This is a genomic window from Pseudomonas sp. MF6755 (assembly GCF_016405635.1).
Taxonomy (GTDB): Bacteria; Pseudomonadota; Gammaproteobacteria; order Pseudomonadales; family Pseudomonadaceae; genus Aquipseudomonas; species Aquipseudomonas haemolytica.
The window spans coordinates 289526-301676 of the sequence record NZ_JAEKDA010000005.1; the positions used below are offsets into that span (position 1 = coordinate 289526).

The 12151-nt window shown below is 60.7% G+C and carries 12 protein-coding genes; 5 read left to right on the top strand and 7 right to left on the bottom strand.

Annotated features, from left to right (window positions below; genetic code table 11):
• Window positions 1-111 precede the first annotated feature (111 nt).
• From JFT66_RS08505 to JFT66_RS08515, 3 genes are all read right to left on the bottom strand, one after another.
• Window positions 112-1038, bottom strand: coding sequence for an SdiA-regulated domain-containing protein (locus JFT66_RS08505; protein ID WP_034116289.1), 927 nt, complete (start codon window positions 1036-1038; stop codon window positions 112-114).
• A gap of 232 nt (window positions 1039-1270) precedes the next feature.
• A complete protein-coding gene (locus JFT66_RS08510; RefSeq protein ID WP_198859101.1) occupies window positions 1271-1936 on the bottom strand; it encodes a fumarylacetoacetate hydrolase family protein in 666 nt (221 codons plus the stop codon).
• A gap of 22 nt (window positions 1937-1958) precedes the next feature.
• On the bottom strand, window positions 1959-3353 hold the full coding sequence (locus JFT66_RS08515; RefSeq protein WP_034116291.1) for an FAD-binding oxidoreductase: 1395 nt from the start codon (window positions 3351-3353) through the stop codon (window positions 1959-1961).
• 204 nt (window positions 3354-3557) lie between these two features.
• Here JFT66_RS08515 and serA point away from each other — a divergent pair, with 204 nt between their 5' ends.
• Window positions 3558-4787 (top strand): phosphoglycerate dehydrogenase, encoded by a 1230-nt coding sequence (gene serA, locus JFT66_RS08520; protein WP_034116292.1) that lies wholly within the window; start codon window positions 3558-3560, stop codon window positions 4785-4787.
• Between the two features lie 67 nt (window positions 4788-4854).
• Here serA and JFT66_RS08525 read toward each other — a convergent pair whose 3' ends face one another.
• Entirely contained in the window at window positions 4855-5295 is a 441-nt protein-coding gene (locus JFT66_RS08525; RefSeq protein ID WP_034116293.1) for a DUF4399 domain-containing protein, read from the bottom strand.
• A gap of 134 nt (window positions 5296-5429) precedes the next feature.
• Here JFT66_RS08525 and JFT66_RS08530 point away from each other — a divergent pair, with 134 nt between their 5' ends.
• Window positions 5430-5924 (top strand): transporter substrate-binding domain-containing protein, encoded by a 495-nt coding sequence (locus JFT66_RS08530; RefSeq protein ID WP_153837416.1) that lies wholly within the window; start codon window positions 5430-5432, stop codon window positions 5922-5924.
• A 103-nt stretch (window positions 5925-6027) separates the two neighbouring features.
• Here JFT66_RS08530 and JFT66_RS08535 read toward each other — a convergent pair whose 3' ends face one another.
• Both JFT66_RS08535 and JFT66_RS08540 read right to left on the bottom strand, forming a co-directional pair.
• Entirely contained in the window at window positions 6028-6522 is a 495-nt protein-coding gene (locus JFT66_RS08535; protein ID WP_034116295.1) for a DUF523 domain-containing protein, read from the bottom strand.
• Window positions 6523-6524: 2 nt separating this feature from the next.
• Window positions 6525-7157: a 2OG-Fe(II) oxygenase gene (locus tag JFT66_RS08540; RefSeq protein ID WP_034116296.1), complete on the bottom strand. Its 633-nt coding sequence runs from the start codon at window positions 7155-7157 to the stop codon at window positions 6525-6527.
• 131 nt (window positions 7158-7288) lie between these two features.
• Between JFT66_RS08540 and JFT66_RS08545 the strand changes: the two genes are divergently transcribed.
• Window positions 7289-8041 (top strand): DUF2059 domain-containing protein, encoded by a 753-nt coding sequence (locus JFT66_RS08545; protein WP_153837415.1) that lies wholly within the window; start codon window positions 7289-7291, stop codon window positions 8039-8041.
• Window positions 8042-8148: 107 nt separating this feature from the next.
• Here the strand turns inward: JFT66_RS08545 and JFT66_RS08550 are convergent, their stop codons facing one another.
• The gene (locus tag JFT66_RS08550; protein WP_198859102.1) at window positions 8149-9090 is read right to left on the bottom strand and encodes an alpha/beta hydrolase; all 942 of its coding nucleotides are present in this window, start codon (window positions 9088-9090) and stop codon (window positions 8149-8151) included.
• Window positions 9091-9189: 99 nt separating this feature from the next.
• On the opposite strand from JFT66_RS08550, the gene JFT66_RS08555 reads away from it, so the two are divergent.
• Both JFT66_RS08555 and JFT66_RS08560 read left to right on the top strand, forming a co-directional pair.
• Window positions 9190-9765, top strand: coding sequence for a DUF6436 domain-containing protein (locus tag JFT66_RS08555; protein WP_034116299.1), 576 nt, complete (start codon window positions 9190-9192; stop codon window positions 9763-9765).
• Window positions 9766-9792: 27 nt separating this feature from the next.
• On the top strand, window positions 9793-12147 hold the full coding sequence (locus JFT66_RS08560) for a penicillin acylase family protein (protein ID WP_198859103.1): 2355 nt from the start codon (window positions 9793-9795) through the stop codon (window positions 12145-12147).
• Window positions 12148-12151 lie beyond the last annotated feature (4 nt).

Here is a 12151-nt window from a genome sequence, read left to right on the forward strand (position 1 = left end):
TCAGAGAAAAAACTGGCGAATAGATATCAAGGTCGCCTGAATTTAAACTTAAACGCACCGAACTGTCTGGCGAATGCCGTTTATAAAGAAAAGTCTGACGTAATTCGTCGGTTACTTCTGCTTTTCAAAACGATAGAACAGGTTTGGCTCACTGACCATGTACAGGTTGCCGCTTTCGTCCATGGTGACCCCTTCGGCGCGAGGGATAGTGTCTTTCAGGCCGTTGAAGCCGCCAAGCAAAGTCATGAAGCTGACTTGCTCGCCCTTCTCGTCCAGTTCCAGCAACAGGTGGGAGTCGGCTGACAGCACCAGCAAGTGCCCGGTTCGTGGGTCGACGGCCAACGCCGACAGGTTGCGCATGTCGAGTTCGGTGCTGACCAGTTTTTGCTTGTCGCCAACCAGGTTCTGGCTGCCATCGCTTTTCCAGGTAAACAGCGCCGGCGGCCGCTCTTCACCCAGCACCAGTTGCTGGTTGCGCTTGTCCCAGGCAATGGCTTCAAAGGCTTTGTTCTGGTCCGCAGACGGGCCAAGGTCATAACTCGGGAAGTCGGCCTTGTGCAACGCCGTGGTACCGGCGTCGACATTGACGATGGTCAGGCTGTGCTGGCGCTCATCGACCACCGCCATCAGGCCGTTTTCCATCACGGTCAGCCCTTCCGGGTTGTTCCAGCCGTTAAGCGGCATCTTGCGCAGCACGTCACCTTGCAAGCTCAGCTCAACGAGAAACGGGTTTTTGCCCATGACGGAAAACAGGGTTTTGGTCTGGGGATTGTAGGACAGGTCCGAGGCCTCGTCCTTCTCCATACCGGGCAACAACTTGGCGTCGATGACCGCGTGGTAGTCCGGGAGCCACACACTCTCCTGGCGTTCAGCCGGGCTCTCGAAACTCTCCAGCAACCACAGCACACCACGATCGTCCCAGTGCATGGCCCAGGAAACCCCATACAGAATCGCCCCGGCCAAAAATACCCAGGAATACCAGCGCATGGACAAGCGAGAGCGAAGCGAGGTTTTCGAAGTGGGTAGAGGCACGGCCATTGAGCGCTTTTCCAGAAAGTCAGCTGTATGGGATAGCACAGGATTCAACGGCCTGCGCGCAAGAGGCTGGGATTATCCGGATGGTGTGTGAAAAAAATGCAAAAGCACCGGACTTTGCAGATGCACAGAATCAAATGTGGGAGGGGGCTTGCTCCCGATTGCGGTCTGTCTGCCAGCTTATTTGTAGCTGACCTACCGCTATCGGGAGCAAGCCCCCTCCCACATTTGGAAATCAGCGCACGGTGCTCTCGAAACGGTTCACACCCGCCAGCTCCAACACCAGCTCATCCCCCACATTCAACGGGCCTACGCCCGCCGGAGTGCCGGTAAGAATCACGTCACCTGCCTGCAGGGAGAAGCACCCGGCCATGTGCTGGATCATCGGAACGATCGGGTTGAGCATCTGAGCGCTGTTGCCGTCCTGGCGCAGTTCGCCGTTGATGCTCAAACGAATGCCGATATCGGTCACGTCCGCGAAGGTGCTGCTAACCACAAAGGGCGCAATCACCGCCGCGCCATCGAAGCACTTGGCGATTTCCCACGGCAAGCCCTTGGACTTCAGCTCGGCCTGCTTGTCACGCAGGGTCAGGTCGAGGGCCGGGGCGAAGCCGGAGATAGCGTCCAGCACTTCTTCACGGCTTGGCTTGGTCGACAACGGCTTGCCGATCAATACGGCGATTTCCGCTTCGTAATGCACCGAACCACGCTCGGTCGGGATAGTAAAACCACCTTCCAGCGGCACCACGCAACTGCCCGGCTTGATGAACAGCAAGGGTTCGGTGGGCACCGGGTTATCCAGCTCCTTGGCGTGCTCGGCGTAGTTACGCCCGATACACACCACTTTACCCACAGGGAAGTGGATATTGGTGCCGTCGACATACTTGTGCTGGTAGCTCATGGAACGACTCCTTCAGGTGCGGTTAAACAGCGAAGATCTTGCCAGGGTTCATGATTCCGTTCGGGTCGAACACGGCTTTCACGGCCTTCATGTACTCGATTTCAACCGGCGAACGGCTGTAAGTCAGGTAATCGCGCTTGGTCATGCCCACGCCGTGTTCGGCGGAGATCGAGCCGTTGTACTTCTCAACGGTTTCGAACACCCACTTGTTCACCGTGGCGCACTTGGCGAAGAACTCATCCTTGCTGAGGTTTTCCGGTTTGAGGATGTTCAGGTGCAGGTTGCCGTCGCCGATATGGCCGAACCAGACGATTTCGAAATCCGGGTAGTGTTCGCCGACGATCGCATCGATTTCTTTCAGGAACGCCGGCACTTTGGAGACCGTGACCGAGATGTCGTTCTTGTACGGCGTCCAGTGGGAAATGGTCTCGGAGATGTACTCGCGCAGTTTCCACAGGTTGTGCAGTTGGGTTTCGCTCTGGCTCATCACGCCATCGAGCACCCAGCCCTGCTCGACGCAATGTTCAAAGGTTTCCAGGGCGTGGTTGGCTACCTCTTCGGTGGTGGCTTCGAATTCCAGCAGGGCGTAGAACGGGCATTCGGTCTCAAACGGCGCCGGCACATCGCCACGGCCGAGGACTTTGGCCAGGGCCTTGTCGGAGAAGAACTCGAAGGCCGTCAGGTCCAGCTTGCTCTGGAACGCATGCAGCACCGGCATGATCGAGTCGAAGTCGGTGGTGCCGAGCACCATTGCCGTGAGATTTTTCGGCGCACGGTCCAGGCGCATGGTGGCTTCGACCACAAAACCCAGGGTGCCTTCAGCGCCGATAAACAGCTGGCGCATGTCATAGCCGGTGGCGTTCTTGATCAGGTCGCGGTTCAGTTCCAGCACATCGCCCTTGCCGGTAACCACCTTCATGCCGGCTACCCAGTTGCGGGTCATGCCGTAGCGAATGACTTTGATCCCGCCGGCATTGGTGCCGATATTGCCGCCAATCTGACTGGAACCAGACGAAGCGAAGTCCACCGGGTAGTACAGGCCGTTTTCTTCAGCGACGTTCTGCAATTGCTTGGTGACCACGCCCGGCTGGCACACGGCGGTGCGGTCGGTGAGGTTCACGTCGAGGATCTGGTTCATATAGTCGAACGAGACGACCACTTCGCCATTGGCCGCCACCGCCGCTGCCGACAGGCCGGTACGACCGCCGGACGGCACCAGCGCGACCTTGTGGGCATTGGCCCAACGTACGATGGCCTGTACCTGTTCGGTGGTCTTGGGGAACACGATGGCGGTGGGTGCGGGTGCGAAGTGCTTGGTCCAATCCTTGCCGTAAGCCTCCAGGGAGTCTGCATCGGTCAGCACTTTGCCGGGCTCAACCAGGGTCTTCAGCTCATCAATCAGGGCAGGATGGGTCATCGACAGAACTCTCGAACAATTCATGGTCATCCTGAGAACGCTTCACGTCGCAGGAATAGGTGTTTAGCGGGGTGCGTATGCTAGCATACCGCCCCCGCAGGACAGACCCAAAGGGCGTTCTGCGGTGACGGCTTTCCTGCCGTCCGGGTCAGCTTGCGCTGCTCGACTCCCTGCCAATTTTCTCCGGGATACAGGTTTACGCAGATGAGCAAGACTTCTCTCGATAAGAGCAAGATCAAGTTCCTTCTTCTGGAAGGCGTCCACCCATCGGCTGTCGACGTTCTGAAAGCCGCCGGGTACACCAGCATTGAGTACATCACCAGTTCTCTGCCGGAAGCCCAGCTCAAGGAAAAGATCGCCGACGCGCACTTTATCGGCATTCGCTCCCGCACTCAGCTGACCGAAGAGATCTTCGACCACGCCAAGAAACTCGTGGCCGTCGGCTGTTTCTGCATCGGCACCAACCAGGTCGACCTCAACGCAGCGCGCGAGCGCGGCATCGCGGTGTTCAACGCACCGTATTCCAACACCCGTTCCGTTGCGGAGCTGGTCTTGGCCGAGGCCATCCTGCTGTTGCGCGGTATCCCTGAGAAAAACGCTTCCTGCCACCGTGGCGGCTGGATCAAAAGCGCGGCCAACTCCTTCGAAATCCGCGGCAAGAAGCTGGGTATCGTCGGTTACGGTTCGATTGGCACTCAATTGTCGGTCCTGGCCGAAGGCCTGGGCATGCAGGTGTTCTTCTACGACACCCTGACCAAGCTGCCATTGGGCAACGCCACTCAGGTGTCGAGCCTGACCGAGCTGTTGGGTATGTCCGACATCGTCACCCTGCACGTTCCAGAGACCGCTGAAACCCAGTGGATGATCGGCGAGAAGGAAATCCGCGCGATCAAGAAAGGCGGCATCCTGATCAACGCGGCACGCGGCACCGTGGTCGAGCTGGACGCCCTGGCCGAGGCGATCAAGGACAAGCACCTGATCGGCGCCGCCATCGACGTGTTCCCGGTGGAGCCGCGCTCCAACGACGACATCTTCGAAAGCCCGCTGCGTGGCCTGGACAACGTGATCCTGACCCCGCACATCGGCGGCTCCACCGCTGAAGCCCAAGCCAACATCGGCCTGGAAGTCTCTGAAAAGCTGGTCAAGTACAGCGACAACGGCACCTCGGTGTCGTCGGTCAACTTCCCGGAAGTGGCCCTGCCGGCTCACCCGGGCAAGCACCGCCTGCTGCACATCCACCAGAACATCCCGGGCGTGATGATGGAGATCAACAAAGTCTTCGCGGAAAACGGCATCAACATCTCCGGTCAGTTCCTGCAAACCAACGAGAAGGTCGGCTACGTGGTGATCGACGTCGACGCCGAGTACTCGGACCTGGCGCAAGAGAAGCTGCAGCACATCAACGGCACTATCCGTAGCCGCGTGTTGTTCTAACGCTTTAAACGCCGCACAAAAAATGGGAGACCCGCAGGGGTCTCCCATTTTTTTGTCTGAACAAATCTTACTTGACGGTAATCGTGATGACTTTGGAGGCTACAGTCGGGTTGAACTGCATGTGCAGCTTGTCGCCAGCCACCAGTTGCAAGGTGTGTTTACCGGGCGTCAGGGTCACTTCGGTCTCGGTCTGGGCCTTGCCGTAATGGATCACAGTGTCGGTGGCCGGGATCGGCAGTTTCGCATCCGGCAATTCTTTTTGGTCAATCAGCAGGTGGTGATGGCCGGTGCCTGGCGCCTGGTCGGTGGCCGGGGCCAGCTTCAGGCCTTCCATGCCGAATTTTACAGTGAAGGTTTTATCGACGGTGGCGCCATCTTTCGGCGAGACGATAAACACCTTGGCACCTTCAGGTGGAGCGCTGCGAGGGATACCGTCGGCGGCTGTGGCCAACATCGAAGCACCCAGCAACAGGCTGGCCAGGGTGGCACGGGACAAAAGGGCTTTCATTCGTTTCTCCAGTTTTTCTGTGAAATTTGTAGGGTTATGACAACTTCGCGACAAATCGCGGTCCAAGGCACTCAACACCATAGCAAAGCGATGCTCAACAGCGCCTCGCTCACACGAATTCTTTAGGAGTGACCATGCGCTTTTCGCCTGGCCTTGTACTGTTGCTGTCCCTCCTGAGCCCCTTGGCTCATGCCGAACTGATCGATGACGTCAATGATCGCGGCGAACTGCGCATTGCACTGGAAGCCAACACGCCTCCCTTCAACTTCAAGGACGGCGAGAAACTCACCGGTTTTGAAGTGGAGTTGGGCGAGCAACTGGCCAAGGAGATGGACGTACGCCCCTCATTTATCACCACTGACGACAGCGACCTGTTGCCAGGCGTGGAAACCGGCAAGTACGACGTGGCTATCAACCATATCGCTATGACTGCCGAGCTGCGGGATCGGTTCGATTTCAGCGAGCCTTATCGCGTGAAGCCGGACTTGGCGATTCCATTCCAGAAAGGCAATCCAGCGTTCAAGAGCAGCCTGGATAAGGCGCTGGAGCGGGTGAAGGCGGATGGTCGCTTGAAGGCACTGGCGCAGAAGTGGTTTGAGGGTGACACACCGGTAGTCAAGGCACCCTAGATCACCTGTGGGAGCGGGCTTGCTCGCGAATACGGTGTGTCAGCTAGCAAATTAGTTGACTGACACTCCGCGTTCGCGAGCAAGCCCGCTCCCACATTTTGTTCTAGGTATGGCTTGAGAGATGGGCCAGCGCCAACGCCGCCTCAGGCAATTGCAGCTCACTGAACACCTGCACCCCATGGCGCTTGAGCAGTGCTGCCGTGACACCTTCGCCGCTCACCTTCACGCCGCTGAAGGTGCCGTCATAAGTCAGCACATTGCCACAGGACGGGCTGTTGGCCTTGAGGATGGCGATGCGGATTGCGTGGCGCTGCACCAATGCCAGCGCCTGGCGCGCGCCATCGAGGAATGCGGCGCTGAAGTCTTCGCCTTCGGCGGTGAGCACCTGGGCGCGGCCTTCCCACACATCGATACCTTGGCCGCCAGGGATTTCAGCCGAGGGCCTGGGCGTCGGCAAACCACCCGCCACCTCCGGGCACACCGCAACCACCCGGCCTTCGGCCTGCCACGCCGCCAGTTGATCGAACGGGCCGCTGGCCCCGCCGTCATAACGCACCTTGTGCCCGAGCAGGCAGCGGCTGACCAGAATCTTTTCCATGGTTAAAACGGCTCGTTACCCCGCCGGCGAAACCAGCCGGTCAACGACAGGCGCTCTCGCGTGGCAGGCAGGACTTCGTGGGGCACCTCGCCCGACAGGAACACCACCAGGCAACCACCGGTGGGCACCACATCGTATTCGACGCCGCCCTTGAGGTACATGCGCAACTGGCCGCCATGCTCGGGCAGCCAGGCGTCGTTCAAGTAGATCACCGCCGAGACCATCCGCCGGTCATCGTCGCGAAAACGGTCCACATGCTTGAGGTAAAACGCGCCGGGCGGGTACATCGCGAAGTGGCTTTCGAAATCTTCCAGGCCGAGGAACAGACTGCGGTTCATCGCCAGGCGCAGGCTGTCCATGATCGCCATGTAAGTGTCGCAGACAGCCGCGTCACCCGCCTCCAACCACTGGATATGGTCACCGCGAATGCCCTCGCGGATCTCCTGGGCCGGCCCGCGCCCCACCGCCGCGGGTGCCAGTTCACCCTCTGCCGCACGTTTATGGCACTCAGCAGCGAGTTCCAGGGTCAGAGCCTGGGGCAGGAAGCCATTCTGCTGCGACCAGCCTTTTTCGGCCAGGTCGTCAACGATGCGTTGCAGCAGCGGGTGATCGAGGGGTATTTGCATGGCGCGCATAGTATCCATACGCCTATGAATCCGACAGAGCCGCTGAGCGTCTGAATACACTTTAGTCAGGTGGCTGATAGGACTTCTCGACAAATCCTACGCCCGACACGGACAATAGTGGCCGACTGACAGGAGTCCATATGCGTCGTTTGTTTTTTTCCGTGTTGATGTTCTGCGTTTTGCCCGCTTGGGCAGACGGCCATGACCAGCTGTACAAGGTCGCCGGCTGGGCCGAGCAACGTGCGCATTTCAATGACGCCCTCAGTGCCGCGCAGCAACGCTACCGCAACAGCCTGCCGCCGGTGGTGTACCAGGCGCTGGTGGACAACAGCAATAAACGCTTTGCCGCCCAGGCCATGGACCAACGTGCCGAGGCGCAACTGCGCAAGCACCTGACAGACCCGAAACCGGCCCTGGCGTTTTTCCAATCGCCCCTGGGCCGCAAGATTGTCGCCGCCGAGTTGCTGGCCACGCGCCGCGACCAATTGGCAAAAAACGCCCAGGGCCTGCCGAAAATCCAGGCCGAAGCCACCCGCAGCCTGATCATCGGCCACCTGGCCCAGGCCCTGCCCGCTCGTGAAGCCGGCGCGGAGGTCAGCCTGGCGATTGCCGGCGTGGCGGCCGACAGCTTGAGCCAGATGATCCCCGGCCTGCTCGGCGGCGGCCAGGCCCAGGGCATGTTGAATGGCCAGCGCGAGCGGCTGATGCAGCAGATCGATAAGGATCTGAATAACACGCTGCTGTACGTCTATCGGGAGTTGTCCGACCCGGAGCTGGAAGAGTTCGCGACGTTTGCCGAGTCGCCGGAGGGAAAGGCGTATTACCAGGCGGCCCTTGCAGCCATTCGCGCAGGGCTTGCAGTAGGCCAAAGCACATCCAGCCTGGCGCAGTAGCAAAAATGTGGGAGCGGGCTTGCTCGCGAATGCAGTGTGTCAGTCAGCAAATCAGGTGACTGGTACTGCGCATTCGCGAGCAAGCCCGCTCCCACATTTGGCCTGTGTTACTTCAGTTGATCCGTGAGAAAACTGAAGTACTCCTTACGAATCTCTGGAATCTCATTGGCCAAGTGATGCCTGCCCCGCGGCAGCATCAGCACCTCGGGCCGGTCGAACTTGCCCCGCAGCACCTGCAGGTTGTGCTGCCAATCCACCGTCATATCTTCCTCACCCTGCACGATCACCGGCCGCCGGGGGCTGCGCGGTGCGGCTTCGATGCGCTTGATCCAGCGCGCCAGGGCCCCCACCCAGGCGGTCGGCAGTTGACGAGGCTGGAGCGGGTCGGCCTCAAGGAACGGTTTGAACGCGGGGTCGTTGGAGTTATCGCTGAAGCGCCGGGCGATGCCTTTGACGAACAGGCGCAGCAGGTAGTAGCTGACCTGCGACCAACCCCAGGCACGCGGCCGCACCAGGGGCGACAGCAGGAAGGTCTGGCCCTGCGCCGGGCTGTCGGCGCCGTGGTTGAGCAGGTGATCCACCACAATGGCGCCGCCGGTGCTTTGCCCGAACAGGTGCCAGGGTTGTGGCAATTGCAGCGCCTTGGCCTCGGCGAACAACGCCTGCACCACGTCCTGATACACCGCAAACTCATCAATGCTGGCGCGCGCGCCGCTGGACAAGCCATGCCCCGGCAGGTCGCAGGCGATCACCACGAAGCCCTGGTCCAGCGCCCAGTCCACCACATGGCGGTACAGCCCCATGTGGTCGTAGAAGCCGTGGAACATAAACATCGTCGCCACAGGCACAGGCGGCCACCACACCTGGGCCACCACTTCAAAGCCATCCACCTCCAAGCGCCCCAGGCGGCTCACGGCCGGCACCTTGCGGGCGGCCAGGTCGAGCCCATAGAAACGTTGATAGACCCTCGCCTCGGCGCAAAGCGGTTGCGCATCCACCAAGGGTCGCAAGCTTTCGCGCAGATGATCAGGGTCAAAGGTAACGGGCATAAAGGCTTCCAGACTTGCGGTGAAGATGAATATCGAGCTGCGATATTCATCTGTCAGGACAAGCATGGCAAGCTACGCGACCTGCGAGGATACCTCTGAATGCGACCGCCCTACCGAAACGCCTTGTTCGCCAGCCTGATCCTGGTTATCTGCGCCGGCGTGCTGTGGGCCGCGTATGACTGGTTCCAGGGCCGCTACCTGCGCGCCTTCAGCGAACACACGGCGGTGTTCTCCGGCGATGCGTTGCAACTGCCCGCCGCCCTCAGCGGCCCTGGCCCGATTCGCCTGGTGCATTTCTGGGACCCGGCCTGCCCGTGCAATGTCGGTAACCAGCAACACCTGGGCGAGTTGATCGAGCAGTACGCGCCCCAAGGCGTGGAGTTCTATGCCCTGCAAAAATCGGGCAGCCACGGCCAGTTGCCGGATAACCTGCGCCACATGAAAATCCTCGACGCCCTGCCCGGCGCCGACCAGATACCCGCCAGCCCAGCCGTGGGCATCTGGGATCGCACGGGCAAGCTGGCGTATTTCGGCCCCTACAGCGAAGGGCTGACATGCAACGCCAGCAACAGTTTTATCGAGCCAATTCTCAAGGCACTTGGAACCGGACGCGAACTGAATGCCACTCACACCCTCGCGGTAGGCTGCTATTGTTCGTGGCCTAAGGATCTGTAGCCCGTCCACTTTTGCTAAGGAATGTTCATGAAGCGCGTCTTGCAGGTTTTCGCGGTTCTGATTGTGCTCGGCGCCCTGGGCGCCGGCTGGTATGTCTACAGCAAGCAACCCACGCGCCAGGGCACGGTTACCCTGGCCCACCTGCAGGGCTCGGTCACGGTGCGCTACGACGACCGTGGCGTGCCGCATATCCGCGCCGAAAACGAGGCCGACCTGTATCGCGCGCTGGGCTATGTACATGCCCAGGACCGGCTGTTCCAGATGGAGATCATGCGGCGCCTGGCCCGTGGCGAGCTGGCCGAAGTGCTGGGGCCGAAAATGCTCGAGACCGACAAGCTGTTTCGCAGCCTGCGTATTCGCGAACGCGCCTCAAGCTACGCCGAGCACATGGCCCCTGACTCAGCCGCCTCAAAAGCCCTGCAAGCCTATCTGGACGGGATCAACCAATATCAGGCCAACCACGCCAGCCCCATGGAGTTTGACGTGCTGGGCATCCCCAAGCGCGCCTTTACCGCCGAGGACAGCATCAGCGTCGCCGGGTTCATGGCCTACAGCTTTGCCGCGGCGTTTCGTACCGAGCCGGTGCTGACCTACGTGCGCGACCGGTTGGGCAGTGACTATCTGAAAGTCTTCGACCTCGATTGGCAACCCAAGGGCGCGCTTAACCTGGCGGCCAGCGATTGGCAGGCACTCGGCGCCATCGCCGCCCTGAGCGAACAAGCCCTGGCCGACAACGGCCTGCCGCAGTTCGAAGGCAGCAATGCCTGGGCCGTCAGCGGTAGTCATACCCAAAGCGGCAAGCCGTTGCTGGCGGGTGACCCGCATATCCGCTTCTCGGTGCCATCGGTGTGGTACGAGGCGCAGCTGTCGGCGCCCGGTTTTGAGTTGTACGGCTATCACAACGCGCTGGTGCCGGTGGCGTTCCTGGGGCACAACCTGGACTTCGGCTGGAGCCTGACCATGTTCCAGAACGACGACCTCGACCTGGTTGCCGAGAAGGTCAACCCGGACAACCCCAACCAGGTGTGGTATCACGGCCAATGGGTCGACATGACTCGCAGCGAGCAACAGATCCAGGTCAAGGGCCAGACGCCGGTAACCTTCACCCTGCGCCGATCACCCCATGGCCCGATCATCAATGACGTGCTCGGCGAGAACGCCGGCAGTACGCCGATTGCCATGTGGTGGGCGTTCCTGGACACCGAGAACCCGATCCTCGAAGGCTTCTACCAGCTCAACCGTGCCGATACCCTGGCCAAGGCGCGTGCCGCGGCCGCCAAGGTCTCGGCGCCGGGCCTGAACATCGTGTGGGCGAACGCCAAGGGCGATATCGGCTGGTGGGCGGCGGCGCAGTTGCCAATCCGCCCCGCCGGCGTCAACCCGGCGTTCATCCTCGATGGCAGTACCGCCCAGGCCGACAAACTGGGTTTCTACCCGTTCAGTGCCAACCCCCAGGAAGAAAACCCGGCACGCGGCTATGTGGTGTCCGCCAATGCCCAGCCGGCCTCGCCTACCGGCATGGAAATTCCCGGTTATTACAACCTGGCTGACCGTGGCCAACAGTTGAACGCGCAGTTGAGCGACAAGAGCGTGAAGTGGGATGTGACCAACAGCCAGGCCCTGCAACTGGGCACCACCACCGCCTATGGCCCACGCCTGCTGGCGCCGCTGTTGCCGGTGCTGCGCGAGGTGGTCAAGGACCCGGCGCAATTGAAGCTGGTGGAGCAACTGGCCAACTGGAAAGGTGACTACCCGCTAGATTCCACCAGCGCCACGCTGTTCAACCAGTTTCTGTTCAGCCTCGCCGACGCGACCTTCCACCCCAAACTGGGCGACGCACTGTTCAAGACCCTGCTCGGTACCCGTGTGATCGACGCCGCGCTACCGCGCCTGGCCGCCTCGGCGGATTCGCCCTGGTGGAACGGCAAGCGCGCCGATATCGTCAAGCTCGCCTGGGACAACAGCCTCACGCACCTCAAGACCACCTTCGGCGATGATCCGGCGCAGTGGCAATGGGGCATGGCGCACACCCTGACCCACGGCCACCCGCTGGGCACGCAAAAGCCGTTGGATAAGGTCTTCAACGTCGGCCCGTTCCCGGCACCCGGCAGCCACGAAGTGCCGAACAACCAGACCGCCCCGATCGGCCCGGCACCCTGGGCGGTGACCTACGGGCCGTCAACGCGGCGCTTGATCGATTTCGCCGACCCGACCCATGCCCTGACCATCAACCCCGTGGGGCAAAGCGGCGTGCCGTTTGACACCCACTATGGCGATCAGGCGCAAACCTATATCGAAGGCGGCTACGAGCAGGCGCATTTCAGTGACGAGGAAGTCACGGCCAATACGCGCGGCACCCTCAAGCTGCTGCCTGCCAGATAGACAT